Origin of the sequence: Sodalis sp. RH19 (assembly GCF_047324215.1) — a bacterium.
Classification (GTDB): domain Bacteria; phylum Pseudomonadota; class Gammaproteobacteria; order Enterobacterales; family Enterobacteriaceae; genus Acerihabitans.
Map to the genome: position 1 here is coordinate 1,004,428 of NZ_CP178734.1, position 25,997 is coordinate 1,030,424.

A 25,997-nucleotide genomic window follows, 5' to 3' on the forward strand; every position below is an offset into this window, starting at 1 on the left:
TAACGAAATACTACCTGCATAGTAGGCCCAAGCGCTGGATTCGGGCAAAACGCCGATACCGTCGCATTAAGGTGTGTATACGTCCAAAGCAGCTAAAAAGCGTTGCCTTAAATGCGAGCTTTAAATGAGGTTATAGTATGGTTATCTTGTCTATGTGGAAATGATGAGTCATTTCCCTGATAAAGACAAAATACGTAAGGCTGGGGACTTTTTCCGGGGGGATAGCAATGGCAGAATAGGACAACCTATCCGCCAGCGTGTTGAACGCCGCTTCAATCTCTGATGGTAAAATGACGTTAGACCCATCGAGGTAAATACTACTCACCTCTTTCATTAATTCATCTTGGCACAACGCGCCGCCGTTAACGGGAAATAGGTCTTTATCGGATTCAATCATCTCTTCAATGCGATAAATCAACATTTCCAGGTCATACGCAGTGAGCATTCCTGACTTAAACAGGTGTTTGGCGGCATGAACATAACCTGCCGGGATTTTTATCGCGCGATCCCCCCCTTGCCGGAGAAAGCTTATCGATTCGGATTTAATGGAAAACTCAAAAGTATTCATCCCCTGGGCCCTTAAGTGAGCATAGCGCGAAAACAGGATTAAATGTTAAGTTCGTGGCAAACAAGTCTAAGCGTTTTCATCAAACTCGTTAGTCTCTGATAAAGCTATTTACCGGAATTTTCATTAAAGATTTCTTACCTGTAACTCAATATTCCCTGAAAATATTGCCAAACTACACTGCGTTTTCTGACAGGCTTCTTAGCAGAAAAGAGCGGGTCCGGCACGTTTTCAGACACACTGGGGGAATACAAATCACCCGTTTAAATTGAAGCGCCGGGCGATATACTCAGCCGCTTTTTTTATACCCGATATAGAAAGGGTATGTGATATCCCGGGTTCGAAAAGGGTTTCGACCTCGATACCCGCATCGCTCAGCCGGACGCAGGCATTTTCGCTTTCCCGCCAGGGTATTACGGCATCCGACGTACCATGGATAAGAAGCGCTTTTGCGTGTATTTGCCCGCTCCAGGGCTCAGGGGAAGATAAGCGTCCGGAAAAAGCCACAACCGCAATCAGTGGCAGCCGGTTTGTGACCAATGCGTCCAGGGCCATAATAGCGCCCTGGGAAAAGCCGAGGAGAATAAGCTGGTCCTCACCCGGCACGAAGTCATGCTGCCTGAATATCTCCCTTAAAACCCCGTCAAACGCGCTGCGCGCCTCCGCGATACGACGTGGCCGGGAATTTTCTGTAATGTCTTGCACGCTAAACCATTGATAACCGGCGTTACCACCGGCAAAGGAAGACGTGCCATCGGGCGTGGAAAAAATAACGTCAGGCAGTAATTGGCGTAAAAGCTGTGCCACTCCCTCCATACCCGCCCCCGAGACTGCCGACACCATGTAGCAGAACAACTAATTTTTTCATTTCAGCTCGTCCTCGTGAAAACCATAATCGTGCAAGTCTGGCCCCATCGGCACGATGCCATTGGGATTCAGTGCTTTAATGGAATAATATCCCTGTTTGATATGATCCATGTTAACGGTTTCGTTTATGCCCGGTACCTGCAATAGGCGCCGGGTAAACGCGAAAAGAAATTGATATTGCCTAAGCTGGCGGATATTACATTTAAATAAACCGTGGTAAGCCGCGTCGAATCGAATCAATGTCACGAACAGACGGATATCCGCCTCGGTCATCTTATCCCCCGTGAGATAAACACGCCCGTCGCTCAGGCGTTTCTCCAATGTGTCAAGCATACCGAAAACATCATTGCAGGCTTCCTGATAGCTGATTTGCGAGGTGGCAAATCCAGCCCGGTAAACGCCATTATTCAGCGCCGGATAGATTTCCGCATTTAATAAATCGATCTCCGCCTGAAATTCAGGCGGATAGAGATCGATATCGGAACGAGCCAGCGTCCCGAAGCCGCTGTTAAACATACGCACGATATCAGCGGATTCATTACTGACAATGGTTCGACTCTTTTTATCCCACAGCACCGGCACGGTGGCGCGGCCAGTATAGTTAGCATCGGCACGCGTATAGAGTTGATGCAGCCATTCCACCTGATTGAGATCATCGCGGTTGGCTCCCGGATAATCACCAAAGTGCCAGCCCTCGTCAAGAAGCCAGGGTTCAACGACTGATAGGCTAACCACATCCTCCAGTCCTTTCAATTTTCTGGCTATTAAGGTACGTGACGCCCACGGACAAATCAGCGCCACGTACAGATGGTAGCGCCCCGGCTCGGCCTTGAAACCGCCGTCACCCGTAATGCCCGGCAACCCCTCGGGGGTGACCCAATGACGAAAACTGGAAGCCTGACGAACAAATCCGCCTTTCTCATCTTTTGCCTGTACGGGATGCCATTCGGCGGTCCATTTTCCATTAACAAGCATGCGGGTTCCCCTTAACGCTGACTCAAGGTTGGTTTAAGCGCATATTTACCATCGCCAGTGAGCGCCAGAACGATCAGCCCGATAATCCAGAAGGCGGGAAACTCCCACCCGCCATTAGGGTTGGTGAAGAAAAAGCCGGCGGGTCCGTGAACGGTAAAAATCGCGCCCAGTAGTATAGGGATAAGGATCACCGCCACTACGCGGGTATACACGCCCAAAATCAGTGCGATGGCTCCCACCAGTTCCACCGCCATGGTAATATAGGCAAGACCGCCGGGCAGGCCGAGCGAGGCGAAAAATTTGGCCGTTCCCGCGGGCGTAAACACAAAAAATTTCAGGCTAAAATGGGCCAGAAACAAGATACCCAGCGCCAGGCGCATGATCAGGGCGGCATAAGGTGCGGTACGCGTGTCGGTCATGGTAAGTTCCTCTCAGTCGGTTGATGTGAGGAAGATACCTTATTTCCATTATGGATATTATCCCATCATTCAGATTAAGTTTTGTTCCAAAATGGAAATTATCAGGTCATCAACGCGTTTATTCATCGCGTTGACTCAGGCTGCTTTTTCATTTTTGACGGATATCAGAAGAAAATATAAATCAGGCTGGGCAGGTTTATCCCCGCCTGATGACCTGAACCGACGGCCTGGATAAAGCACTTTATATCATCATCATTTTATCTGTTCTTATCCCCTGGCGGGCCTTTGTTTGCTATGGTGACGCACCGATAGCCTTGTTGCCGGAATCAAAATGGAAAGACTGGACTGTGATCGTATGTTTATCGCGGTGATCGAGACGGGCAGTTTTACGGCCGCGGCACAGCGGCTGTCTACCAGCCATGGGCAGGCCTCTAAACTGATTTCACGGCTTGAGAAGGCGCTTGCGGTTACTCTGTTCAGGCGCAGCACCCGCTCGCTGCAGCCGACGGAATTAGGACTGGCGTATTACGAGCGGATCCGCCCTTTGCTGGCGGAATATGATGCGCTGAATGAAGATTTACTTAACGCATCTAAAGGTCTCTCCGGCCAGCTGAAGCTGTCGGCCCCCGTCACTTTCGGCTCCACTCAGCTTACCGCGCCGCTGATCGCTTTTGCCCGCCGTTACCCCGACATAGAGCTTGATGTCAGTTTTTCTGACCGGCTGGTGAATGTTGTTAATGAGGGCTTCGATCTGACTTTACGTATAGGCGACCTTGATGACAGCAGTCTCATCGCCCGTAAGCTCTGTGATATCCGTATCGTCATGGTGGCATCAAGAGACTACCTCAACGATCACGGCACTCCCTCGCATTGGGGGGAACTAGCCGATCATAACTGTATTCTGGACACCAATTTTCGCGATCCATTTCTCTGGCCTTTTCTGGATGATAACCAACAGTTACATGTTCATTCGGTCAGAGGGAAAATGAAGTTCTCAAATGCGGAGGTTTGCCTGCGCGCGGCCACCGAAGGAATGGGCATTGCCCGTCTACCCGCTTTCGTGGCGGGCGAGGCGCTACAAAACGGGCGGGTCATGCCCGTGCTTGGACATTATGAAGCTCCGCCCCTGGGCCTTTACGCTGTTTATCCCCCGGCAAAATATTTGGCTCAGAAGTCCCGGGCGCTGATAGATTTTCTTGCCGACCGCTTTTCCGGCCAACCGGAATGGGAAAAAAACTGGCTATAAAATCCCTTAAAGCCAGCGGGGGGCGTACTTAACAGGGTTAACGCGTGGCTGCGGAATCCAGGAAATAATGCCCATAGCGCTAAATGGGCATGACGGCGGCACTTATCACGGCGCGGGGAGCCGAGGCAACGGAGCGGTTATCCGCGTTTTCCTAGCGCCCGGCGACCTAGCGGTGGCTAATGCGAAACGACACCCGCTGTGGATGATTCACCGACACCAGATATTCCACCGGCTGCTGAAAACGGTCGGCGATCACGCCCCGGTATACCAGCGCCGGGCTGTCCGGCGGCGCGTTCAGTAACGCCTGCTCTTCTTCATTCATGATGCCGACCCGGATAGTGCCCTCGTCGGACACGCCGAAAATGTGATACCGCTCCGCCAGCAGCCGGTACAGCGAACCATTCTGCTCCAGCATCTCCGCCGTCAGATCCGGGATTATGGCGCGGGGGAGGTAGCTGGTTTCCAGGCAGAACGGCTCGCTATCGGCCAGCCGCAGGCGTTTAATCATCACCAGCGGATCGCCGGCGCTGATTTTCAGCAGCGCGGCGAGGCGGGAACTGGCCTGGGTATCCTGGAAATAAATCAGCCTGCTTCCCGGCACCGCGCCATTAAGCTCGGTGATCTTGCTGATACCCAGTTCAATCGCCTGGGTCAGCGGGCGCTCTATGGTGGTATGGGTCAGCCAGGTGCCCTGGTTGCCGCGCCGCTCCAGCACGCCGCTCGCGACCAGTTCATCAATGATTTTGCGCAGCGTCATTCTGCTGATGCCCAACTGGGCCGCCAGATCCCGTTCCGCCGGGATCTGATCGCCATCGTTGAACTCAGGGGTGCTCAATAAATTCAGCAATGCCTGCCTGGCCTGCAGATAGGCCCGGCGTGGACGGCGCTTACCTTCGCTCGGCTCGCTCATGGTCTGTTTTTTAGTCCGGATTACACTGGGGCAATGGGGCCAGTATAGCCGCTCAGCCGTTGTTCCGTCATCGGAAATTCATCGGCGCCGCGCGATAAAGGGCCGGCATTAAGCAGACCATCACGCCATCACGACCCGTCAGGCCGGCATAAAACAGAAAAATGAATTGCGTATCTCACGGCGCAGGCGTATATCTTGTATGGTCTATTTTATGGTATATTTATCAGGAGTAAATGATGAAAAAAACGCTTGCCCTGTTATCCCTCGGCCTGGCTTTGGCGGGGCTCACCTGCCAGGCATCAGCCCAGCAACAAATCCGGTTCGGCACCGATGCCACCTTTCCGCCGTTTGAGTCGAAAGCCGCGGATGGCAGTCTGCAGGGCTTTGACATTGATTTGGGCAATGCGATCTGCGCTCATCTCCAGGCTAAGTGCGTGTGGGTGGAAAACAGCTTTGATGGCCTGATCCCGGCGCTGCATGCCCGCAAGTTCGACGCCATCCTTTCTTCGCTGTCGATCACCGATGAGCGTAAAAAAGCCATCGACTTCTCCGATAAATTATTCAATACCCCGGCGTATCTGATCGCCGCGAAAGACAGCGGCCTCAAGCCGACCGCCGAATCCCTGCGCGGCAAGCGCCTGGGCGTGCAGCAGGGGTCGGTATTCGAGGCCTATGCCAAGAAACATTGGCAGGATCAGGGGGTCGAGCTGGTTTCCTACCCCAGCGCGGAAGCGGTCTATGCCGATTTGGTGGTCGGACGTTTGGACGCGACCCTGGATGATGCGACGGTGGTGACCGACGCGCTGTTGAACAAACCCCAGGGCAAGAATTTCAGCCTGGTTGATCCGCAGGTAAAAGACGATGTCATTTTTGGCCCCGGCACCGGTATAGGCGTGCGTAAGCAGGACGACAAGCTGCTGGCACAGCTCAACGGCGCCATTGCGGCGATCCGCAGCGACGGCACCTATGATCAGCTGGCGAAAAAATATTTTAATTTCAATGTGTATGGCGACTAATTTATGAATACTGCAGCAATTATTTCTTCCCTTATTGAACAGCGTTTCCGCCCGCAGGGTGGGCTGCGCCAGGTGTTCCTGGTGGCCTGCGGCGGTTCGCTGGTGGATATGTACCCGGCTAATTATTTTCTTAATAGCGAATCCACCACCCTGCACAGCTATATGATGACCGCCAATGAGTTTGTCCATGCCGCGCCGAAGACGCTGGGCAGGCAATCGCTGACGATTGTCTGCTCCCACGGCGGCGATACCCCCGAGTCGGTGGCGGCGGCGGAGCTGGCCCAGCGCCGGGGCAGCGCCACCGTCACCCTGACCCATAACGAGCGGGCAGGCCTGATCGATTTCTCCGACAGCAATCTGCTGTATGCCTGGGGCGATGACAGCCAGGTTATCAATAATCCGATGGCGCTGATTCTGAGCCTGTGCGTCGAGGCGTTGCAGCAGACCGAAGGCTTCGACGGCTATGCCGATTTCCTGGCCGGCATGGAGCAGATCGACGGGGTTATCGCCCGGGCCCGTCGTCAGGTCCAGGCGCGCAGCGCAGCGTTTGCCAAACGCTATGCGCAGGAGTCGCTTTTTTATATTCTTTCCAGCGGAGCGTCCTACGGCCATGCCTATGGCTTTGCCATCTGCTCGCTGATGGAAATGCAGTGGCTTAACGCGGCGTCCATCCACAGCGGCGAGTATTTCCACGGTCCGTTTGAAGTGACGGATGCCAATACGCCTTGGATTTTGATGATGAACGAAGGCCGCACCCGGGCGCTGGACGAACGGGCGCATGCCTTCCTGGGCCGGTATGGCGATAAGGTGGAAATTATCGATGCCCGGGAACTGGGCCTGGGCGTGATGCCGGTAAGCGTGGTGGACTATTTTAACCCGATACTGTTTTACAGCGTGATGTGCGAATACCGTGCCGCGTTGGCCAATGAGCGGCGGCATCCGTTGGAGACGCGGCGGTATATGGGACAGGTGCCCTACTGAGGGACGACATGATGAAAGTACTCGGACTAGGCGATAACGTTATCGACCGCTATACCCATACCGGCATCGGTTATCCCGGGGGGAACGCGCTTAACTTCAGCGTATACGCCCGGCTGCTGTCGGCCGAGGCCGCCTATCTGGGCGTCTTTGGCGACGATCGGGCGGCGGAGCATATCCGCCGCGTGCTGGCGGCGAGGAGAGTGGACATTTCCCGCTGCCTGGTGGCGGCCGGCGAAAATGGCCATGCCAGCCTGACCATCGAACAGGGGGAGCGCCGCTTTCTCGGCTCCAACGCCGGCGGCATTCGTCAAAAAATAGCCATGGATTTTGCCCTGGAGGATATGCCCTGGCTAGGCCAGTTCACACTGGTGCATACCAGCGCCTACAGCTATGCCGACGCCCTGTTGCCGGCGCTTGGCATGCTGCCTGGCCGTTTATCCTATGATTTTTCAGATGATTTTGAAATTGAGCGGGCGTTGCCGCTGTGTCGCTGGCTGGATTACGGCTTTTTCTCCTGCGCGGACCGCAGCCTGGGGGAAACACGGGAAGTGCTTGCCGCGGCCCGGCATGCGGGCTGCCGCCTGCCGATCGCCACCCGCGGAGCCGAGGGCGCTTTGCTGTTCGACGGCAGCCGCTGGTTCAGCCAGGCGCCGGAGATGATCACGCCGGTGGATACCCTTGGCGCCGGAGACGCTTTTATCACCGCGTTCCTGCTGGCCCATGCCGCGGGTGACACGCTGGCGGAAAGCCTGCGCCGGGGCGCCGGTTTCGCCGCGCGGATATGTATGGTGGAAGGGGCATTCGGCGAGGGCATGATCTACTGATTTCCCACGCCGCGCAATACGCGACAAGATTGCCGGTGTCGGCAGGATTCAATGGCTTCAGGTAAAGCGGCGCCGGCTGATGAAATAGCGCCATTCCCCCCATCGCTGCCGGCGCAGCCTGTTTTACCGCGGCAAATCTTCGCCTGACTGCGGGGCATGCGCGGACGCCGCGCCGTATTTTTGCTGGCATTGGCGGCGAAACTGGGTCGGCGAAATCGTTTCATGCAGCCTGAACTGATGGCGAAACGTGGCCTCCGAGCTGTGGCCGGAGACTTCGGCTATGCGCGCGATGGACAGCGACCCGCTGCTCAACAGCTCCCTGGCATAATCCAACCGGCACTGCGCCAGCCATTGCATCACGGGCAGTCCCATGGCTTCCTGGAAATGGCGTTGCAGCGTCCGCTCGGACATCATGGCGCGTTTTGCCAGCGAGGAAACCGTATGGGTCAGTATCAGGTTGCCCCGCAGCCAGTCAACCAGGGAGGCAATGCGGTTTTCCCCTTTTTCCACCACTTTGGTTTTGATTAACTGCTGTTGGCTCCCTTCCCGGTGAAAAGGGATCACCAGACGCTGCGCCACCATATTGGCGACACGGTGGCCATAGTCGTTCTTGACCAGATGCATCAGCATATCCAGCCCGGCCGCCGATCCGGCCGAAGTCATGATTTGCCCCTGATCAACATACAGCGCCGAGGGCAAGACGATGGTATCGGGATAACGTTGCGCCAGCAGCCTGGCGTGATGCCAATGGGTGGTGACGCTTTTGCCGTGCAGCAGGCCGGCCGCCGCCAGCACAAATACCCCGGTACAGATGCTGCAAATGCGCGCGCCGCGCCGGTAGGCGTCACGCAGGCTTTGCAACAGGCGTTCCGAAGGGGTTTCATTGATATCCCGCCAGGCCGGTATGATGATCGTATCCGCCGTGGCCAGCACATCGAGATCGGCTTCTATCTCCATGCGGATACCGCCGACGGCATGGATCAGGTGCTTATCAGCGGTACAAACCGTAAAGCGGTACCAGTCGACGTTCAGTTCCGGGCGCGCCACGGCAAAAAATTCCACCACGCAGCCAAACTCGAAGGTTCGCAGCCTGTCGTAGGCTACCGCCACGACATGGTGGCCTTTTTTGGCATGATTTATACGCATCTTGTCCCTTCCTGTCCTATCAAGCCCGGTAAATATCATTACATAATATCCCTATTAGTGAGCCGTATAGAAGAGTAATGCGTTTGCGCGGGTATGGCTTGATGGCATTTTATTGCTGTTCCATAGGGGAGGTGGCATGAGGATCGCTCTGATCAATCCGCAGACGGAAACCGTGGGGATGCGCGAACTGTATGATCAATATGAAAACCTGGCGCTGGCGCTGATTGCCGCCCAGCTACGGCCGAGCGGGCATAGCGTGGAGCTGTACGATTTGCGGGTGGACGGTTTAACGGAAAGCGCTATGGCCCAGCTGATCGCCCAGGAAAAATTTGCCCTGATCGGCTTTAGCGTGAATTACGCCACCCTGCATTCGGCGTTGAGGATAAGCCAGCGGCTGGCGCTGTTTGCCGATCCCAAACCTTTTATCGTCCTGGGCGGCGAGCATGTTTCGTATGAGGATGTCGGCATTCTGTCGGCCTATCCGTCCATCGACGCCATTTGCCGGGGAGAAGGGGAGATTACCTTCCACCGCATGGTCGACGCCCTCAGCAACGGCTTTCCGCTTAACGATGTCGCCGGCATCACCTGGCGGGACCGGGCGACCGGCGAGTGCCGTATTAACGCCAACCGGGCGGCGAATAATCATCTCGATGGCCTGTGTTTCGCGGCCCATGATATTGCGCTGAAAAGCGTGCGTACCGCCAGGCCGGTCAAAACCGGCATTTTAATGAAACGCGGCTGTCCTTACCCGTGCGTATTTTGCAACGCGCAGCGTTTCCTGGGCAATGAGTCTACGGGCATCCGGGCGCGCTCGCCCGCCAATGTCGTCAAAGAAATGGCGGCAATGCAACCGCTGGTCAAGCAAACCCGGGGATACCTGCATATCTTTGATGCCACCTTTGTGACGCCGGCCAGAGAAAACCGCGCCTGGATCGAGGAATTTTGCGACGAGATGGAGCGGCGATCGTTAACCTTGCCGTTGGACGCCTTTATCCGCGCCGACAGCGTTGACATCAACAAACCCAGGGATCGGGATCTGCTGCTGCGTCTAAGAAGCGTCGGTCTTATCAGCACCTATTTGGGCCTGGAGGCCGGTGATAATGAACAGCTTGATTTGTATAATAAAAAAATCGTCCCCTCCGAATCAAGTAAGGTTTACCACTACCTCAAATCCCTTGGCATGACCGGGTCTACCAACGGCTGCATTACCTTTTTCCAGGACGTGACGCTGCGGCAAATACAAAATAGCGTGCTGTTTTTGTACGGCGTCGGGCTGGCGTCGTTATGGAATATTGCCTCGCGCGCCGAAACGCTGCCCGGTATTCGTCTTAATCACCAGACGCGGGTACACGAACGGCACGTGCCCTGGGATGTGGAGAATTATCATTTCAAGGATGACAAAGTGGCCACGCTCTACGCTTTCATCCGCCGGATAATCGACCGCTATGAGATTATTCGCCTGGAAGACCGTATGCTGCGCGAGATTCGCGATGCAATAAAAGTGACGCAATTTTACTGCGGCATCACCGGTTACTCCCATCTGGAGAAGGCCTTCGATCAGCACGTCAGCACGATTCAGGGCGATACGGTGGAGTTTGTCATGGGCCTGATTAGCGAATTATCCTGCCAGGACACCCTCTCCGATCGTTTGCTGCGGGCTGAATATAACTATATTGCACGTCTGGAAGAGAACATGAAGAAGCTGTTCATGTTTTATGGGACCAAATAACATGCGCATGAAAGTCTATATTACATTATCCCTTTCCGCCTTTTTTTGGGGTGGTTCGGCAATAGCGGGTAAATATGCCCTGGCGGTATTTATTCCTTCGTTCGTCACCTTTGTCCGTTTTTTCCTGGCCGCGGCGATCATCTTTATTTTAATTGATAATAAAAAACAGCTGCTGCATATCAACTGGGTGACCCATATGCGCATGCTGGTCACGGCTGTTTTTGGCGTGACCTTATGTTATTACTTTTACTTTAACGGCCTGAATATCAGCAGCGCATTCAATGCCGGCATTATCGAGGCGACCATCCCGCTGATTACGCTGCTGATGGCGTCTTTATCCGGCATGGAGCGCGTTAAACCCTGGCAACTGCTGGGATTGATTGTTGCCTACCTGGGGGTGGCGATTACCATCAGCGGCGGCAATTGGCATAGTGTGCAGGATTCATCCTACAATTATGGCGATATTATGCTGTTAATCAGTACCTTATGTTTTGGCGTTTATAATGTGTTAATCAAAAAATGGCACATTCCCATCCCGGGCATGGTGCGGATGTTTTTCCTGTTCTTCTACGGCAGCCTGGCTTTTTTACCTTGGGTATTCATTGATGCGTATCATCAGGTGGCATTTTGTTATCCCGGGCGGGGGATCACCCTTATCAGTATTGCCTCGATAATTTTTATGTCGATCGGCGGTCTCGGTGCTGGCTTATTTATTCTTTAATCAAGGCATCGACGAAATCGGGGCGACCAAAGCGGCCTCTTTTATCAATTTAGTCCCCTTTATTACAGTATTCCTGTCGGTATTTGTGCTGAAGGAACCGGCCGGCCTGGCGCAGTGGGTCGGCGCTGTGGTGATCATTTCCGGCGTCATGCTATCGAACCGGGTGAAGACGGATAAAGCCGCTATCCCGCCGGAATTACCGATCCGCTAGTGGCCGTCTTCAGCGGGATTAGGGTGTTATTCTCCGCGCAGCGCCCGGGGAAACAGCAGATTATTTTCCAGGTTAACATGTTCCATTAAATCATCGGTAAATTCATTAATGCCTGCATAAAGCGCACGCCAGGTCGTACAAGCCATGGCCGGCGCCGTCCCGTTATGGGTCAATTCACTGATGATTTCAAGCTGCCGCCCGGCATCGTCATGCTCAAGCTCCATGACGGAAATCGGCCCGGCCGCATGGACGCCCATTCCCTGCTTAATCATCGGGAACAGCACCTGCTCCTCTTTCATCATATGATCCCCCAAATCCCGGCAGAGTAGGGTCAATTGTCGGGCCAGCCCACGCGGGCATGCCGGTTTATCCTGATGTACCCGTTCTACTTTTTCCGCCATCAAAATCAGTTCCGGCAATTGTTCCCGGTGGCGCTGATGATAGCGCGCCAGGATATGATCAATCAGTTCAGTCAAGGCGCTGTCCTGCCAGGGTCGGGTTTCACCGGGCTGCTCCATCAATGCCGCCAGTTGCGTTTCAATCAGTTCAATGTCCAGGAGTTGTTTTTCGGCGGCCCGCAACAGGGTCTGTTTGCCCCCACAGCAAAAATCCAAACCGTACTCACGGAATAGCCGGGTGGCGCGCGGAATGGTTATAGCAAGAGAGCCAAGGGCCTGATCGCGATACTGCATGGTAACACCTTAGAGAGAGGGAAAATTTATGATGCATTATACATGCATCTTTTAGCGTGTTGCCATAATCCCTAGTAGGTAGACGCATTGACGCTGTTTGGGCAATGCCTGCGGACGGGCTGATCTTGGGGCGCGACGGGCCGTGCGATCGCCGTCCGGGGGCAGCCCTGGCGGCAAAGCGCAACCAGACGACAATAAAGTCAAGGTATTATCCCCTATTGTCACTGTACGGTATTGTTTCTGTTGTATGCTTTTGTTTTGCTTAAGTGTCGCAGGGGAGGAATGAAATGCACCATATCGTTTTGCTTTTATCATCATTTTTCATGGCCGGGGCGGTATTCGCCAGCTCGGTGTCGACTGTGACGGTTCCTCATCTGTCGTCCGCCATAAACCAGCGCCTGTTGGTGATGAAAGATGTCGCCGGTTACAAGGCGGAGCATCACTTGCCCGTAGAAGACCTGGCGCGGGAACGGAAGGTGGTGGCTTCGGCCCAGGAAGATGCCAAGGCCCTGGGCCTGGATCCGCAGTCTGTGCTGCCCTTTATCCAGGCTCAGATGGATGTGGCCAAGGCTATTCAATACCGTTATCTGGCTGACTGGTTATCCAGCCCTGAACCGTCATGGCAACCGAGAAGCCTTGATGAGGTCAGAGGGGCCATCGCCGACCAGGACAAGGTGATACTCAATTCGATCGGCCAGCGGTTGCTCGCCGGTGGTTTCAGTGAAGCGGATAAGGCGGAAATGTATAATTTGCTGCATGCACCCCATCTTAGCGACGCGGATAGGCACCGCCTGGTTGACGCGCTGGTTAAAATTAAACGCCGGCTGTAGACTCGGCCGGGTTTGGCCCCGCCATCCCCCAGCGTGATGGCGGACGGCAAGGGCCGCTGCCGCAAATGCGCAAGCTTTGCCACCTCCGCGCCTCGCTGGTTCGGTGTGTTCAATGTCACGCGGGCAGTGCTGCCCTTAATGCGGGCACAACGTTCCGGCCATGTTATTACCGTCTCTTCGACCTGCGGCATCACCGGATTCGACGGCGCATCCATTTACTGCGCGACGAAGTTTGCCGTCGCGGGCTGGTCCGAATCCCTGAGCATCGAACTTGAACCTTTCGGGATCAGGGCAACCTGCATCCATCCGGGTCCTTTTCGCACTGATTTTCTCGAGTCAACCTCGGTCAGGTTCGGCGATCGCGTGGTTGATGATTATCAACAGTCGAGTCAAGCCAAGCGCGGGGCCCTCGCCAATACGAACCATAACCAGGACGGAGATCCGGTTAAATTTGGCCAGGCCGTGGTCAGGCTTGCCGAAGATAAAACGCCGCCGGTGCGATGGGCTGCGGGGACGAACGCCTTCGAGACACTGATGGCGCGCGCAGACGAGCTTCGCCGCAGCGCGCACGAATGGCAGGCGCTGTCGCAGTCAACCGATATCGGCTAAGGGAAATAACCTGTCCTTAATGGCGGCGGATGCGCGGCCCGGGTCGGCGTCTGCGCACGCCAGCAAATAACGGCGTAGGTGGTCAATCGCCATTGGACGTTCCTCTATATGCCGGCGGTGCTTGATATGGAACGCGCCATAAAGTCCGTCAGGTTGCGGCGTGGAGGTGCTTCCACACCGCGCCGTAAGTGCCCAGTTCGCTGAAGCCGCCATCGGCGGCGAGATCGATGCCGGTGATAAAGCTGGCGGCATCGCTGGCGAGAAACAGAACCACTTCTGCCATCTCCTCGGGACGGCCCGCGCGGCCCAGCGGTGTCAGCTCGACCAGCGCGCGAAATAGCGGACCGGCCGGGTCCATCATCGGCGTGGCTATGACGCCGGGATGGAGCGCGTTAACACGGATGTTGGCGGGGGCGAGCTCGATCGCCGCCGATTTGGTCAGGCCGCGCACGCCCCACTTTGACGTGGAATAGCCAGCGACCGGATGGCCCATAATGCCGGCGGTGGATCCCAGGTTGACAATACTGCCGCCGCCGCCGTGCTTCATCAGGGGTGCGCACGCCTGTATGCCGAGAAACTGCCCGGTAAGGTTGACGTTCAACATGCGCTCCCATTCCTCCCGCGTCGTATGGGTGAGGGCATGGCGAACATTGGCGCCGGCGTTGTTAATAAGAATGTCGAGCCGGCCTGTCCGTGCCTCGATCTCGGCCACCACCCGCTGCCAGGCGCCGGCATCAGTCACGTCAAGGCGCGCAAAGCTGGCACCCGCCCCCATCTCTGCGGCGCGCGCCTGGCCTTCCTCCTCCAGCACGTCGCAAAGGAATACGCGCGCGCCCTCCTGAACAAATAAACGCGCTTCCGCCTCGCCTTGTCCGCGCGCGCCGCCCGTGATCAACGCCACCTTATGCTCAAGCCTGCCCATGTCATTTCTCCTTGCGCTGTCTTACTCATACGATTTATCGGCGCAACCGCGCCGGAATCCCCAGACAAGAACTATAATTGAGCACTTTCATTTGGATAATCCGCTTAATTCTGCGAACAGACCCAACCAGGAGTGTGAAATGGACCGACTTGAGAGCATGGCCGTGTTTGTCCGCGTGGCGCAAAAGGGCAGCTTTAGCGCGGCAGCCAAGGTCTGCGGGTTGTCCCCCACCATGGTGGCGAATCATATTCAGGATTTGGAACGCCGGCTCGGAACCAGGCTTATCCAGCGCACCACCCGCCGGCAAAACCTGACGGAGGTGGGACAGGCCTTCCTCGCCGACTGTTTAGACGTGCTCGCCCGCGTCGAGACGGCGGAAGATGCGGCGCGGGAACGCCATGGCAGCCCCACCGGGCGCTTGCGGGTTAGCGCCACTGTGTCGTTCGGCACCCATGTCGTCACGCCGCTCATTCACGATTACCTCAGGCTCTACCCGGACGTGGAGGTCGACCTGCGGCTAACCGACCGGATCGTTGACCTGACCGAGGAGGGCATAGAGGCCGCATTCCGATTCGGCGACCTGCCGGATAGCGGGTTGATTGCGCGGTCACTGCGCCCTTGCTTCAGGCAGGTTTGTGCCGCGCCCGATTATCTGGCGAAGCATGGCGTACCGCTAACCCCCGCTGACCTGGCACAACATGCGTGTCTGCTGTTCCGGGAGGGCGCGCCGCGCAACCGCTGGCAATTCGCCGGCATGCCGCCAGTCCAGGTATCGGGCCGCTTGGTCGCCGATAACGGCGCCGCATTGTTGTCGGCGGCGCGGGAGGGTTTAGGCGTGGCGCTGCTGGCGGATTTCGAAATAGCCGCTGACCTGGCCGCGGGGCGTCTGGTCAGGCTGCTGCGCGATACCGCCACGCCGGCATGGCCGCTGGCTCTCGTTCATCTGGCCGACCGGCGCATGACGGCCAAGCTGCGCCGGTTTGTGGAACTCGCGCTTCAACGGCTGGGGTGATCGGTCAGTGGCCGATGGATTCCAGCGGCGCCCAGGGAGTTCAATGGCGGCACTATGCCGGCACTATGCCCGGCACTATGCCGCTGGCTAATAAGTATGAATACGGCGCCGTGAGGCGCCGTAATGAAGAGACCCGGATGTGAATTTTTTTTCAATGCCGGGCCTGCTCATAGCGCGCGTCCACGGCGTGGACTTCATTATCTGGCGCATGGCTTCCACTATCGGTAAATTCAGTGAGATCCAATTTATGCGTTTCAGGCGCACAGGCCACGGCGACAACGGTAACCAAACTCATGGCAACGGCCAGGCAGGCGACAGGCCAGGACGCGCCACCCGCCATGCTGGACAGGACGACGGCGGCTAAGGGCGCAATGCCGCCTGACAAGGATGCGCTGATTTCGCGACCAAGGGACAATCCGCTAAAGCGCACTTTCGATGGGAAAACTTCCGAGAAAAACGATCCCTGGGTGCCGAGCATGGCGGCAACGCCGACACCGACACCGAGCGTCATGGCGATGATGACTCCCCAGGTGGTCCCGGTATTCACCAGCCAGAAAAAGGGGAAGGCGAAGACAGCTGAAAAAACGGCGCCGAACATGTAGATGGCGCGGCGCCCAAACCGGTCAGACATCGCGCCGAACATCGGCGTGGTGCACATGGCTACGCCTGCCGCGATGGCAACCGCTATCGGCCCCACGGACGATGCCATATGCAGGGTGCCGACGATATAGGTAATGACAAAAGTCTGATAGACATAACTTACGCCGCTCTGCGCCACCTGGGAGCCGGCGACCACAAGCAGGCTCCTGCGCTCAGTGCGGACAAGATCACGCAGCGGGCTCTTGCTGACGGCCTCGGTTGTCGACAGTTTCTCAAACGCTGATGTTTCGGAAACCTTCATACGAATTAACAGTGCAATGACCACCAGCACAGAGCTGAACAAAAACGGCACCCGCCATGCCCAGGCTAAAAATATCTCTTTTGGCAGTTGGGTGAGTACAGCAAACGTACCTGCCGATAGCAACAGACCGATATATACGCCCACTCCCGGGAAAGACGAATAAAATCCCCGGCGATGCGGTGGTGCGCTTTCCGCGCTGAGGATAGCCGCGCCGCCAAACTCCGCTCCCGCGCCAAAACCCTGAATCAGCCGCAAGGTCACGAGCATCGCCGGAGCCCAAAGGCCCACGGAATCATAGGTCGGCACAAAACCAATCAGCGTGGTCGCAATCCCCATTATTAATAATGTAATCACCAGCACTTTTTTCCGGCCGATTTTATCCCCCAATTGGCCAAAATAGACGGCGCCAAAGGGGCGGACGAAAAATCCGAGGGCAAGTGTGGAGAAGGCCAATAACGTAGACACAACTGCATGCCCCTTGGGGAACATGATTTCATTAAAAACCAGCGCTGCCGCCGTGCCGTAAAGGAAATAATCAAACCATTCCAGCGCAGAGCCGACCAGGGAGGCGGCTGCTACCCCTTTCATAGATGGATGTTTTGCGTGACTCATAGGGTTTTCCCCTGTTCTGTGGCTATAGTTATTCCTCATCACCAAAGATGATTAGGGTGTTTGATAATAAGATGTTCAGCTGTAAAAGGGGTCCGCTAAACACGGACACCGGATAGTGAGGCGTTATTCCCCTTTGAAATGCGGCGTGCGTTTTTCTTTAAACGCGGCTTTACCTTCCCGTGCATCGTCGGTGTAAAAGCATAGGGTACGCAGGTCGCGCTCGTAGCGAACAGCCTGGTCGAGCGGCATATTGACCGCGGCGCGCATGTTCAGCTTCGCCGTCTGGGCCGCAATCGGCGGGCGTGACGCAATAGTGGAGGCCAGCGCTTTCACCGACGCCATCATCGCTTCGGCCGATTCAAACAATTCATCAACGATGCCCCATGCCAGTCCGGTGGCGGCGTCAACCGGATCGCCGGTGTAAAGCATGCGCGACGCGCGGGACGCGCCGATGGTTTTATTCAGGTACACCGCCATACCGCCGCCGCCGACCCAGCCCAACTTGATTTCCGGCGCGCCAAAAAGGGCATTACGGGTGCTGACGCGGATATCACAGCACAAAGCCAGCTCCAGGCCGCCCCCGAGGGCGTAACCGTTAATCGCGCAGATCGTGGGTTTGGTGATTTCCGCCATCGCGTCGCAGTGATCGTGTTTCATACGGTGGATCCACGGAGACGGGTAAGAATCCAGCTCTTTGATATCGCTGCCGCAGCAGAAGGCTTTAGGGCCGTTTGCCGTCAGTACCACCACGCGGACGTCAGGCGCTTCGTTACACCATGAAGCAAGTTTCGTGATGGCGACCGACATGGCGGGGGTGACGGCGTTCAGTTTTTCCGGGCGATTCAGCGCGATAATGGCGACGCTGTCCGCCAACGTAAACTGCACGTTGGGATCAATTTCAAAGTCGAACTCAGCCATCGATTTTCTCTCCATTGGTGCGGATGACCGTGCCGGTTTCCTTCAGGGCGGCGATTTGCTGCTCAGTGAAGCCCAGTTCGGCCAGGATTTCATCCGTATGCTGGCCGACAAACGGCGTCGGGCGATAGATGGAAGAGGGGGTTTTGCTGAATTTAATGGCGAAGCCCGGCGTCTTCACTTTCCCTTCGCTCGGATGGTCGTATTCGACGAAGGTTTCGTTGTGAATGACCTGCGGATCTTGCACCACGTCTTCATAACCGTAGACCTCACTGCTCCACAGTCCTTCCGCATCAAAAGCGGCCCGCCATTCTTTGGTGGTGCGCTCCCGCAGTTTTTCGCGGGTCACCCGGAAAATGAAATCGCGCTGAGGCAATGTATGCCCGTCGACTTCATCTTCCATGGTGTCGAATTCAGGCACGTCGAGGATTTTGCCGAGCGTGGGCAGGTGCGGCGTCACCAGGGTGATATAGCTGTCGGCCGTTTTAAACACACCATACGGCGCGCGGATATAACAGTGCCCGTGCGGTTCTTCGCTGCGGCGCTGCGGTTTGCGGCCCTGCGTGAATACGGTCATTTCCTGCATCTGGTTGGCGATGATCGCATCCAGCATGTTGACCTGGACCAACTGGCCTTCGCCGGTACGTTCACGGTGAAGGAGCGCCGCCAGCGCCCCTTCAAATGCGGTATACGCGGTAATGGCGTCGACCACGTACTGGCCGGAAGGTTGGGGCGGGGTACCGGCCGCACCGGTACTGAGCATGGCGCCGCTGAGCGACTGCAACAGTAAATCCTGGCCCGGGCGTTTTGAATAGGGACCGGTTTCCCCGTAGCCGGACATTGAAACATACACTAAATCCGGTTTTATTTTTTTCAGGGTTTCATAGTCCACGCCCAGACGCGCAGCGACACCCGGGCGATAGTTTTGAATAAAGACATCCGCTGTTTTAACCAGCTTATACAACAGCGCCTTGCCCTCTTCATCTTTCAGGTTCACGGCCAGGCTGCGCTTGTTACGGTTCAGGGACAGAAACGACGTGTTGATGACGTTTCCAAATGCGGCGCCGGCCGACGTGTGGCGTTGCCATTCGCCGGAGGTCGGCTCGACTTTAATCACATCGGCGCCCATATCCCCCATGCGCAGCGCCGCAAACGGCCCGGCCATCGCAATTGAACAGTCAAGTACCCGATACCCTTTAAGAATTGACATAAAACGACCTCTTGCTCTCAGAAACGCCGCCATCCGGGGCGGGGATGATTGATGGAAATAATTTAGGCGAAATTTATTAGATATTATATATAATATTTAAAAAAGTGTGATGATGATCGAAATTTCTATGCGTGCTAACCGATAGAATCAGGGTCAGTGTTTGGTATCTTATTAATTAATAAAGGAATTATAATGAAAACATTCAAAGGGTTAACCTGGGATCATCCGCGCGGCCACCGGCCTCTTCAGGCGTGGGCGCGAGAAGACGGTGCGGTAAAGGTGGACTGGGCTGTCCAGAAACTGGAAGGTTTTGAGTCCCATCCCATTGATGAGCTCGCCGAGAGATATGATTTCCTGATTGTCGATAATCCCGGCATCGGTGAAGCGGCGGAGAAAGGCTGTTTACGTCCCCTGGAGGCGTTTCTAAGCGAGGCGCAGTTATCCTTCCTGCGTAACAGCAGCGTAGGTCCCTCTTTTGACAGTTACCAGTATTACGGCCGGCACTGGGCCATTCCCATTGATGCCGCCGCCCAGGTTTGCGCGCTGGCCGGGCAGGCCGCCTCGGCCCAGCCGGACACCTGGCAGGAAGTCCTGCGTTTGAGCCGGTTAAACCCGGGACGGGTGGCGCTGTCGTTGGGCGGACCTCATGCGCTTTTGACATTTTATGCCATTAGCCTGTCGCTGGGGGGCACGCTTTTTTTGGGCAATGATTTTGTCCTGGATAAGGCGGTGGCGGCCCAGGCGCTGACATTTATGAGGGAGATTTATTCCTCTCAGCAGCCCGGGCTGGTTGATCTTAACCCCATCGGGTTGCTGGATGAAATGGCTCAGGGACGTGTTGACCTGTGTCCCGCCATTTTCGGTTATGTCAATTACGCCACGCCTGACGACGGCAGGCCCGTCAGCTTCGTTGACATTCCCCACTGCGGCGAACCGGCTATGCGTGGATCCATTTTGGGCGGGACCGGGCTGGCGATTTCCGTGCATTGCGGGCTAACGCCTGGTCTTATCGACCACATCATGCGGTATGTGTCAGAACGCGTACAGTCCACGCTGGTGGTTGAAAACGGCGGACAGCCCGCCAATGTCCGGGCATGGCATGATCACCATGCCAACGAACTGACGGGCAACTTTTTCCGCAACACGTTTTCAACCGTTGCCAATGCCTATGTCCGGCCAAAGTATCACGGCTACATCCCGTTCCAAGACAGTTCATCCGCCATCGTCCGCGATGGCCTGGTTAGCGGAAAACAGGCCGGGGATATCTTCGACGCCATCCGGGAAAACCACGGGCGCTACCTGCCCTGAGGAATATGCGGATTTATCCCTACGCCCGCCCGGCAGCGTTAGGGAAACTAAAGGGCGCGTTTTATCGGGCTGTGCTGTATGAGATTTGGCGGTCAAAGCCCAGGATGATGTGGTCCGCTGATTTACTGCGATACATTTCCGCGTCCCGCCGCTCTATGGCATCGATAATCTCATCATGCTCATCGCACAACAGTTGCAGGTCAGGCACGCCGCGCTCCTCGTGAAAGCGGCCCACCTGCGGTCCATAGTTCAGGGTGGCGTACATCTCGATAATTAAATCATTACGTGACGCAATGACAATGTGCTTATGAAATTCGGCATTAAGATTAATGAAATAACTGTACTGTTCATACCGGGGGCCATAATGGTGGGTACGCATGGAATCATTGAGCTGGCGAAGATAAGCGATTTCATCCGGCGTAATATTCGTAAGGACCATGTCGGCTATGGCAGGCTCAATCAGCAGGCGCGCCTGCTGCCACTGGGCAATATCCCGGGCGTCGGGTTTATCCGCCACCCGGAATCCTTTGTTATGCTCCAGTAAAATGAGTTTTTCTGCGGCGAGACGAAACAGCGCTTCCCTCACGGGTATGCCGCTGACGCCAAACCGTACGCTCAGATTTTTAACGATAAGCCGCTCACCGGATTTAAGCTGATTGGAAATGATCTCCTGCTTTAGCAGCTCATAAACTTTATGGCTGATGCTCTCGTGCTGCAGCATAGGGCCTCTACGGATTATACAAAATATATAATATCCTAACACTTATACTACTTACTGGCAATTTAACATATTGGCAACAAGCCGCCCTGATCAATATTTATCAATCCGCCTGGGCTTTTCTTATTTTGCGTCTCTGGCAGGGAATCCCTTTGCCATTAACTGGCAATATAGGCGCAGGGAAAGAACGCTTGCATGATTAACACCAAAGAATGAACGCTGTAATCCTATGGAGAGGTCTATCAAATACATAGGGTAATACAGGTGTGACTGGGTTAAGTCCGCGTATAGAGTAGCAATGAGAATACATAAAAGGAGTATGGTCATGAGCAATTCGATTGATGAAGAAGCAAAAGACGCAAAGCCGATTGTTGAAGCAGAAAGAGAAGCATCAGAGAGTAAATGCCCTTTTCATGAAGGAAATTCCAATAAGGCATCCGGCGGAGGGACACATAATCGGGACTGGTGGCCTAACCAGCTCAGAGTCGACCTCCTGAATCAGCACTCAACCCGCTCTAACCCGTTGGACGAATCCTTTGATTACCGCCAGGAATTCGCCAAATTAGATTACTCCGCGCTCAAAGCCGACCTGAAAGCGCTGCTCACTGAGTCGCAACCCTGGTGGCCCGCCGACTGGGGCAGTTATATCGGTCTTTTCATCCGCTTGGCGTGGCATAGCGCCGGGACTTATCGCGCCGTCGACGGGCGCGGCGGCTCGGGACGCGGCCAGCAGCGCTTCGCACCGTTGAACTCCTGGCCAGATAATGTCAGCCTCGACAAGGCGCGCCGTTTGCTGTGGCCGGTGAAGCAAAAATACGGGCAAAAAATTTCCTGGGCCGACCTCTATATCCTTGCGGGCAACGTCGCTCTGGAAAACTCCGGTTTCCGTACCTTTGGCTTTGGTGCCGGGCGCGAAGACGTATGGGAACCCGATCTGGACGTGAACTGGGGCGGCGAGACAACCTGGCTTGAACACCGCCATCCTGAATCGCTGGCGCAATCACCGCTGGGCGCAACGGAAATGGGGCTGATTTACGTCAATCCCGAAGGCCCCAACCACAGTGGTGATCCCGCCTCGGCCGCCCCGGCTATCCGCGCCACCTTCGGCAATATGGGGATGAACGATGAAGAGACCGTTGCGTTAATCGCCGGCGGCCATACGCTGGGCAAAACGCATGGCGCAGGTCCCGCCAGCCATGTCGGCGTTGACCCTGAAACCGCGCCTATTGAAGCGCAAGGCCTGGGCTGGGCGAGCAGTTTTGGCTCGGGTGCCGGGGCTGATGCCATCACCTCCGGTCTGGAAGTGATCTGGTCGCAGACGCCGACGCAGTGGAGCCATAACTTCTTCGAAAATCTGTTTAAATATGAGTGGGTACAGACGCGCAGTCCGGCGGGCGCTATCCAGTTTGAAGCGGTCAATGCGCCGCAGAGTATTCCTGATGCCTTTGATGCCGAAAAAAAACGCAAACCCACCATGCTGGTCACCGATCTGACGCTTCGTTTCGATCCGGAGTTTGAAAAGATAGCGCGTCGTTTCCATGACGATCCCCAGGCTTTCAACGAAGCCTTTGCCCGGGCGTGGTACAAGCTGACTCACAGGGATATGGGACCCAAGGCGCGTTATATCGGGCCCGAGGTGCCAAAAGAAGACTTAATCTGGCAGGATCCGCTGCCGCTGCCGGTATATCACCCGACCAGCGCCGATATCGCACTGCTGAAAGAAAAAATTGCCGCATCCGGCCTGAGCGCCGGTGAACTGGCCTCGGTGGCATGGGCTTCGGCATCAACCTTCCGCGGCGGCGACAAACGGGGCGGCGCAAACGGGGCACGGCTGGCGCTGCTACCGCAAAGAGAATGGGACGTGAACGTCATTGCCGCCCGCGTCCTGCCCACGCTGGAAGCCATTCAGCAGTCATTGCAAAAAGCTTCCCTGGCGGATGTGATCGTGCTGGCCGGCGTGGTCGGTGTAGAACGGGCGGCGAAAGCGGCCGGCGTTGAGATTGATGTGCCTTTCACCCCAGGTCGTGTGGATGCCCGCCAGGATCAGACTGATATCGCCATGTTCGAATTGCTTAAACCAAAAGCGGATGGTTTCCGTAACTATCGCGGTGTTTTCGACAGTACATCGACTGAGGATCTCCTGATCGACAAGGCACAGCAGCTTACCCTCACCGTGCCGGAATTAACGGTGCTCATCGGGGGTTTACGGGCGCTTGGAACAAACTACGATGGCAGCCAGCTTGGCGTGTTTACAAATAACCTGGGTGAACTTAATACTGACTTCTTTGTAAATCTACTGGATATGGCCATTGAATGGAGAGCCATCGACTCCTCAGGTGAACGATTCGAGGGGCGCTATCGCGCCAGTGGCGAGGTCAAATACAGTGCAACGCGCGCCGACCTGGTATTTGGCTCTAATGCCGTATTACGCGCATCAGCAGAGGTTTACGCCAGCAGTGATGCCAAAGAAAAGTTTGTTAAAGACTTTGTCGCGGCCTGGACGAAGGTGATGAATCTGGATCGATTCGACTTATAAAAATTGTTGACCGGCAGCAACGATAGAGATCGCCTGGTAAAAAGCCCGTTTCAGGGAACTGACGCGGGCTTTTCTATGTCTGGTGATGCGAAAAGAGCCTGTGCCCGTAAGCGGGCCGGAAGACGGGTGAGTGCCTATCATGCGCCTGAAGAATAACCGGCTTATGCTGGCTGACAAGACCTGCGGCCTGGCGCTACGTTTATCGGCTGACCAGAAATGGCACCTTGTTTTTCCGCATTGCCGATAAACCTCACAGAAGTTCCTGTGCCTACAAGGCTTACGGCTGGCGAATCAAAGCCCGATTCGTCAGCCGGCACAAAAGGGCGCCTGACAGGGGAAAACGGCGCCGGGCTTCCCAGTCTTTGCGCCCGTTAGTTTTCCCGGGAGGAGAAACACCTGTGCGTCAGTTTCAGCCTAAACCATCCCTGACCCGCTTTTGGTTAACGCCTCGTCATTTCTACCCGGCGCACACGTCCGGGCCACATCAGTAATAATTTAGCTGAAACGATAAAGCAAATGTTGTTGTATAACGCAAATATAAAGTAATGCATCGATGTTATTTCATTATTATTGCGATATGAACCCCATTTTTATCGCATTTTTAGTTCACTTTTCTATCAGGTGAAGCTCATCACATTTCTTTAACCTGCTTGCCGGTAGATTTTCTTAGGCAAAACAATAATCGATTCAGCAAAAGGGAAGAGAAATGAAAACTAAACTGGCTTTAACGGTACTTGCAGTCATGATTTCGGGTCATGCCGCGGCTAAAACCTGGGTGCTGACAAGTGCTGAAGTGGGCGCTGAAAAGGGAAACTGGAAGATTTCAAGCACAGAGCTGAAGGTAAAGGATAAGACGTTCAGCATTGAACAGAAAGTGCTGCATGGCGGTAAACAAGAAGGCAGCAAAGTGATTGTCATCAGCAGCAAAGATGGCCTCACCATTACCCTGAGTCCAACCCGCGGGATGAACCTGCTGCGGGTTGAAGGCTTCGGTTCGAAAATGGGCTGGGATTCCCCCGTCAAAGAGGTGGTCAACCCGGCGTTTATCAATCTGGAAAGCCGCAATGGGGTGGGCTGGCTGGAAGGTTTTAATGAAATGATAGTCCGCTGTGGCTATGAATGGACCGGTCATCCGGTTACCGCAGACGGTCAAATCTACACGCTGCATGGTAAAGCGGGCAACACCCCGGCCTCACAGGTGGAAGTGGAGGTGGCGGATACGGCGCCCTATGAAATTCATATTCGTGGCCTGATCAAGGAAAGCACCTTCAAGAAAGCCGATTTGCAGACCATGACCGAACTGCGCTATGTGCCCGGTAGCAACAGTTTCAGCCTGCATGACGTCTTAACCAACCATGCGGATTATCCCCACGATTACCAGATTATCTATCACAGCAATTTCGGCGCGCCGATTCTGGAAAACGGCGCGCGCTTCCTGGCGCCGATGGCCAGTATCAGTCCGTTTAACGATTATGCCAAAGACGGACTGAAGACATGGCAAACCTTTGCCGGTCCGACCAAAGGGTTTGATGAAATGGTTTTTAACATCAGGCCGCTATCCGACCAGAACCACCAATCACTGGCGGCAGTCGTGAACAAAGAGGGAGATCAGGGCGCATCCATCCAGTTCGATACCCGTCAGTTACCCGTGCTGACGTTATGGAAGAATACCGATACGGTAAAACAGGGGTATGTAACGGGTATCGAACCAGGCACCAGCTATGCTTACCCGGTCACCATCGAGCGTGAGCAAAAACGCGTTAAGCAACTGCAGCCGGGAGCCAGCACCCAGTTTGATCTGACCTATACATTACTGCACGGCAAAGAGCAGGTCGCAGACGTTGAGAAGAAGATTGCGGCTATTCAGGGCGAGACCAAAATCGATGAAAACGCCGTGCCGATAGCGAAGGAGTAAATCGCCAGGCTAATGCTCCCGGAAGTCCAAATCCGGGAGCACAATGACAGGGATTGCGGTATCAGCGTTTGCGGAGCAGGCATATCAGGGGGCCGGGCATGATTTTTTCGTGCCATGCCAGCATGCTAAGTCGGTTAAACGAAGATGAGGCTTTTCCTGCCAGCGCCACGATGCGTCCCGCACGCTGGGCCATTCCCCGCGGCGCCG

The 25,997-nt window shown here is 55.4% G+C and carries 25 protein-coding genes; 13 read left to right on the plus strand and 12 right to left on the minus strand.

The window, feature by feature from the left end; genetic code table 11:
- Positions 1 to 130: 130 nt before the first annotated feature.
- The 4 genes from ACL2XF_RS04495 to ACL2XF_RS04510 all read right to left on the minus strand — a co-directional run bounded on the left by ACL2XF_RS04495 (position 131) and on the right by ACL2XF_RS04510 (position 2,826).
- Positions 131 to 568, minus strand: coding sequence for a hypothetical protein (locus ACL2XF_RS04495; RefSeq protein ID WP_413728111.1), 438 nt, complete (start codon positions 566 to 568; stop codon positions 131 to 133).
- A gap of 252 nt (positions 569 to 820) precedes the next feature.
- Positions 821 to 1,381 (minus strand): alpha/beta hydrolase, encoded by a 561-nt coding sequence (locus ACL2XF_RS04500; RefSeq protein WP_413728112.1) that lies wholly within the window; start codon positions 1,379 to 1,381, stop codon positions 821 to 823.
- Positions 1,382 to 1,429: 48 nt separating this feature from the next.
- A complete protein-coding gene (locus ACL2XF_RS04505) occupies positions 1,430 to 2,407 on the minus strand; it encodes a glutathione S-transferase family protein (RefSeq protein ID WP_413728113.1) in 978 nt (325 codons plus the stop codon).
- A gap of 11 nt (positions 2,408 to 2,418) precedes the next feature.
- On the minus strand, positions 2,419 to 2,826 hold the full coding sequence (locus ACL2XF_RS04510) for a DoxX family protein (RefSeq protein ID WP_413723139.1): 408 nt from the start codon (positions 2,824 to 2,826) through the stop codon (positions 2,419 to 2,421).
- A 331-nt stretch (positions 2,827 to 3,157) separates the two neighbouring features.
- Here ACL2XF_RS04510 and ACL2XF_RS04515 point away from each other — a divergent pair, with 331 nt between their 5' ends.
- Entirely contained in the window at positions 3,158 to 4,072 is a 915-nt protein-coding gene (locus ACL2XF_RS04515; protein WP_413728114.1) for a LysR substrate-binding domain-containing protein, read from the plus strand.
- Positions 4,073 to 4,238: 166 nt separating this feature from the next.
- Here the strand turns inward: ACL2XF_RS04515 and ACL2XF_RS04520 are convergent, their stop codons facing one another.
- Positions 4,239 to 4,982: a GntR family transcriptional regulator gene (locus ACL2XF_RS04520; RefSeq protein ID WP_410014555.1), complete on the minus strand. Its 744-nt coding sequence runs from the start codon at positions 4,980 to 4,982 to the stop codon at positions 4,239 to 4,241.
- A 236-nt stretch (positions 4,983 to 5,218) separates the two neighbouring features.
- Here ACL2XF_RS04520 and ACL2XF_RS04525 point away from each other — a divergent pair, with 236 nt between their 5' ends.
- Genes ACL2XF_RS04525 through ACL2XF_RS04535 form a run of 3 tightly spaced genes read left to right on the plus strand, consistent with a single transcriptional unit; the run spans position 5,219 to position 7,803 of the window.
- Complete coding sequence (locus tag ACL2XF_RS04525; protein WP_410016787.1) at positions 5,219 to 5,998, plus strand: ABC transporter substrate-binding protein; 780 nt, start codon at positions 5,219 to 5,221, stop codon at positions 5,996 to 5,998.
- Between the two features lie 3 nt (positions 5,999 to 6,001).
- Complete coding sequence (locus tag ACL2XF_RS04530) at positions 6,002 to 6,979, plus strand: SIS domain-containing protein (protein WP_410014556.1); 978 nt, start codon at positions 6,002 to 6,004, stop codon at positions 6,977 to 6,979.
- Positions 6,980 to 6,990: 11 nt separating this feature from the next.
- Complete coding sequence (locus ACL2XF_RS04535; protein ID WP_413728766.1) at positions 6,991 to 7,803, plus strand: PfkB family carbohydrate kinase; 813 nt, start codon at positions 6,991 to 6,993, stop codon at positions 7,801 to 7,803.
- 123 nt (positions 7,804 to 7,926) lie between these two features.
- On the opposite strand, the gene ftrA is transcribed toward ACL2XF_RS04535, so the two are convergent.
- Positions 7,927 to 8,949, minus strand: a complete 1,023-nt coding sequence (gene ftrA, locus ACL2XF_RS04540; RefSeq protein WP_413728115.1) for a transcriptional regulator FtrA — start codon at positions 8,947 to 8,949, stop codon at positions 7,927 to 7,929.
- Positions 8,950 to 9,085: 136 nt separating this feature from the next.
- Between ftrA and ACL2XF_RS04545 the strand changes: the two genes are divergently transcribed.
- The 3 genes from ACL2XF_RS04545 to ACL2XF_RS04555 are packed head-to-tail and all read left to right on the plus strand — an operon-like array spanning position 9,086 to position 11,610.
- Positions 9,086 to 10,678, plus strand: coding sequence for a B12-binding domain-containing radical SAM protein (locus ACL2XF_RS04545; RefSeq protein WP_410014558.1), 1,593 nt, complete (start codon positions 9,086 to 9,088; stop codon positions 10,676 to 10,678).
- A 7-nt stretch (positions 10,679 to 10,685) separates the two neighbouring features.
- Positions 10,686 to 11,399 (plus strand): DMT family transporter, encoded by a 714-nt coding sequence (locus ACL2XF_RS04550; protein ID WP_413728116.1) that lies wholly within the window; start codon positions 10,686 to 10,688, stop codon positions 11,397 to 11,399.
- Complete coding sequence (locus ACL2XF_RS04555; protein WP_413728117.1) at positions 11,377 to 11,610, plus strand: EamA family transporter; 234 nt, start codon at positions 11,377 to 11,379, stop codon at positions 11,608 to 11,610. The genes ACL2XF_RS04550 and ACL2XF_RS04555 overlap by 23 nt, the downstream gene beginning before the upstream one ends.
- A gap of 26 nt (positions 11,611 to 11,636) precedes the next feature.
- Here ACL2XF_RS04555 and ytfE read toward each other — a convergent pair whose 3' ends face one another.
- Complete coding sequence (gene ytfE, locus ACL2XF_RS04560) at positions 11,637 to 12,302, minus strand: iron-sulfur cluster repair protein YtfE (RefSeq protein ID WP_413723135.1); 666 nt, start codon at positions 12,300 to 12,302, stop codon at positions 11,637 to 11,639.
- Between the two features lie 287 nt (positions 12,303 to 12,589).
- Between ytfE and ACL2XF_RS04565 the strand changes: the two genes are divergently transcribed.
- Both ACL2XF_RS04565 and ACL2XF_RS04570 read left to right on the plus strand, forming a co-directional pair.
- Positions 12,590 to 13,132, plus strand: coding sequence for a chorismate mutase (locus tag ACL2XF_RS04565; protein WP_413728118.1), 543 nt, complete (start codon positions 12,590 to 12,592; stop codon positions 13,130 to 13,132).
- A 36-nt stretch (positions 13,133 to 13,168) separates the two neighbouring features.
- Positions 13,169 to 13,741, plus strand: coding sequence for an SDR family NAD(P)-dependent oxidoreductase (locus tag ACL2XF_RS04570; RefSeq protein ID WP_410014562.1), 573 nt, complete (start codon positions 13,169 to 13,171; stop codon positions 13,739 to 13,741).
- Between the two features lie 148 nt (positions 13,742 to 13,889).
- Here ACL2XF_RS04570 and ACL2XF_RS04575 read toward each other — a convergent pair whose 3' ends face one another.
- The gene (locus ACL2XF_RS04575) at positions 13,890 to 14,663 is read right to left on the minus strand and encodes an SDR family NAD(P)-dependent oxidoreductase (RefSeq protein WP_410014563.1); all 774 of its coding nucleotides are present in this window, start codon (positions 14,661 to 14,663) and stop codon (positions 13,890 to 13,892) included.
- A gap of 139 nt (positions 14,664 to 14,802) precedes the next feature.
- On the opposite strand from ACL2XF_RS04575, the gene ACL2XF_RS04580 reads away from it, so the two are divergent.
- On the plus strand, positions 14,803 to 15,675 hold the full coding sequence (locus tag ACL2XF_RS04580; RefSeq protein WP_410014564.1) for a LysR substrate-binding domain-containing protein: 873 nt from the start codon (positions 14,803 to 14,805) through the stop codon (positions 15,673 to 15,675).
- A gap of 151 nt (positions 15,676 to 15,826) precedes the next feature.
- Here the strand turns inward: ACL2XF_RS04580 and ACL2XF_RS04585 are convergent, their stop codons facing one another.
- The 3 genes from ACL2XF_RS04585 to ACL2XF_RS04595 all read right to left on the minus strand — a co-directional run bounded on the left by ACL2XF_RS04585 (position 15,827) and on the right by ACL2XF_RS04595 (position 19,313).
- On the minus strand, positions 15,827 to 17,188 hold the full coding sequence (locus ACL2XF_RS04585) for an MFS transporter (protein WP_410014565.1): 1,362 nt from the start codon (positions 17,186 to 17,188) through the stop codon (positions 15,827 to 15,829).
- Positions 17,189 to 17,311: 123 nt separating this feature from the next.
- The gene (locus tag ACL2XF_RS04590; protein WP_410014566.1) at positions 17,312 to 18,106 is read right to left on the minus strand and encodes an enoyl-CoA hydratase/isomerase family protein; all 795 of its coding nucleotides are present in this window, start codon (positions 18,104 to 18,106) and stop codon (positions 17,312 to 17,314) included.
- Positions 18,099 to 19,313 carry a CaiB/BaiF CoA transferase family protein gene (locus ACL2XF_RS04595; protein ID WP_410014567.1) on the minus strand — a complete coding sequence of 405 codons (1,215 nt, stop codon included), beginning with the start codon at positions 19,311 to 19,313 and terminating at the stop codon, positions 18,099 to 18,101. Before ACL2XF_RS04595 ends, ACL2XF_RS04590 begins: the two co-directional genes overlap by 8 nt.
- Before the next feature lie 192 nt (positions 19,314 to 19,505).
- Here ACL2XF_RS04595 and ACL2XF_RS04600 point away from each other — a divergent pair, with 192 nt between their 5' ends.
- Positions 19,506 to 20,621 (plus strand): hypothetical protein, encoded by a 1,116-nt coding sequence (locus ACL2XF_RS04600; protein ID WP_410014568.1) that lies wholly within the window; start codon positions 19,506 to 19,508, stop codon positions 20,619 to 20,621.
- Between the two features lie 61 nt (positions 20,622 to 20,682).
- Here the strand turns inward: ACL2XF_RS04600 and ACL2XF_RS04605 are convergent, their stop codons facing one another.
- Positions 20,683 to 21,342, minus strand: a complete 660-nt coding sequence (locus ACL2XF_RS04605) for a GntR family transcriptional regulator (protein ID WP_410014569.1) — start codon at positions 21,340 to 21,342, stop codon at positions 20,683 to 20,685.
- 322 nt (positions 21,343 to 21,664) lie between these two features.
- On the opposite strand from ACL2XF_RS04605, the gene katG reads away from it, so the two are divergent.
- On the plus strand, positions 21,665 to 23,875 hold the full coding sequence (katG, locus tag ACL2XF_RS04610) for a catalase/peroxidase HPI (protein WP_413728119.1): 2,211 nt from the start codon (positions 21,665 to 21,667) through the stop codon (positions 23,873 to 23,875).
- A 706-nt stretch (positions 23,876 to 24,581) separates the two neighbouring features.
- On the plus strand, positions 24,582 to 25,790 hold the full coding sequence (locus tag ACL2XF_RS04615; protein ID WP_410014571.1) for an aldose 1-epimerase family protein: 1,209 nt from the start codon (positions 24,582 to 24,584) through the stop codon (positions 25,788 to 25,790).
- The last annotated feature ends 207 nt before the right edge of the window (positions 25,791 to 25,997 follow it).

Coding starts and splice junctions, on each gene's coding strand:
- ACL2XF_RS04580 (WP_410014564.1), top strand. CDS start 14,803: ATGGACCGACTTGAGAGCATGGCCGTGTTTGTCCGCGTGGCGCAAAAG.
- ACL2XF_RS04570 (WP_410014562.1), top strand. CDS start 13,169: ATGGCGGACGGCAAGGGCCGCTGCCGCAAATGCGCAAGCTTTGCCACC.
- ACL2XF_RS04550 (WP_413728116.1), top strand. CDS start 10,686: ATGAAAGTCTATATTACATTATCCCTTTCCGCCTTTTTTTGGGGTGGT.
- ACL2XF_RS04500 (WP_413728112.1), bottom strand. CDS start 1,381: ATGGAGGGAGTGGCACAGCTTTTACGCCAATTACTGCCTGACGTTATT.
- katG (WP_413728119.1), top strand. CDS start 21,665: ATGAGCAATTCGATTGATGAAGAAGCAAAAGACGCAAAGCCGATTGTT.
- ftrA (WP_413728115.1), bottom strand. CDS start 8,949: ATGCGTATAAATCATGCCAAAAAAGGCCACCATGTCGTGGCGGTAGCC.
- ACL2XF_RS04615 (WP_410014571.1), top strand. CDS start 24,582: ATGAAAACTAAACTGGCTTTAACGGTACTTGCAGTCATGATTTCGGGT.
- ACL2XF_RS04505 (WP_413728113.1), bottom strand. CDS start 2,407: ATGCTTGTTAATGGAAAATGGACCGCCGAATGGCATCCCGTACAGGCA.
- ACL2XF_RS04545 (WP_410014558.1), top strand. CDS start 9,086: ATGAGGATCGCTCTGATCAATCCGCAGACGGAAACCGTGGGGATGCGC.
- ACL2XF_RS04535 (WP_413728766.1), top strand. CDS start 6,991: ATGAAAGTACTCGGACTAGGCGATAACGTTATCGACCGCTATACCCAT.
- ACL2XF_RS04575 (WP_410014563.1), bottom strand. CDS start 14,663: ATGGGCAGGCTTGAGCATAAGGTGGCGTTGATCACGGGCGGCGCGCGC.
- ACL2XF_RS04585 (WP_410014565.1), bottom strand. CDS start 17,188: ATGAGTCACGCAAAACATCCATCTATGAAAGGGGTAGCAGCCGCCTCC.
- ytfE (WP_413723135.1), bottom strand. CDS start 12,302: ATGCAGTATCGCGATCAGGCCCTTGGCTCTCTTGCTATAACCATTCCG.
- ACL2XF_RS04600 (WP_410014568.1), top strand. CDS start 19,506: ATGAAAACATTCAAAGGGTTAACCTGGGATCATCCGCGCGGCCACCGG.
- ACL2XF_RS04565 (WP_413728118.1), top strand. CDS start 12,590: ATGCACCATATCGTTTTGCTTTTATCATCATTTTTCATGGCCGGGGCG.
- ACL2XF_RS04530 (WP_410014556.1), top strand. CDS start 6,002: ATGAATACTGCAGCAATTATTTCTTCCCTTATTGAACAGCGTTTCCGC.
- ACL2XF_RS04590 (WP_410014566.1), bottom strand. CDS start 18,106: ATGGCTGAGTTCGACTTTGAAATTGATCCCAACGTGCAGTTTACGTTG.
- ACL2XF_RS04595 (WP_410014567.1), bottom strand. CDS start 19,313: ATGTCAATTCTTAAAGGGTATCGGGTACTTGACTGTTCAATTGCGATG.
- ACL2XF_RS04525 (WP_410016787.1), top strand. CDS start 5,219: ATGAAAAAAACGCTTGCCCTGTTATCCCTCGGCCTGGCTTTGGCGGGG.
- ACL2XF_RS04515 (WP_413728114.1), top strand. CDS start 3,158: ATGGAAAGACTGGACTGTGATCGTATGTTTATCGCGGTGATCGAGACG.
- ACL2XF_RS04520 (WP_410014555.1), bottom strand. CDS start 4,982: ATGAGCGAGCCGAGCGAAGGTAAGCGCCGTCCACGCCGGGCCTATCTG.
- ACL2XF_RS04495 (WP_413728111.1), bottom strand. CDS start 568: ATGAATACTTTTGAGTTTTCCATTAAATCCGAATCGATAAGCTTTCTC.
- ACL2XF_RS04510 (WP_413723139.1), bottom strand. CDS start 2,826: ATGACCGACACGCGTACCGCACCTTATGCCGCCCTGATCATGCGCCTG.
- ACL2XF_RS04605 (WP_410014569.1), bottom strand. CDS start 21,342: ATGCTGCAGCACGAGAGCATCAGCCATAAAGTTTATGAGCTGCTAAAG.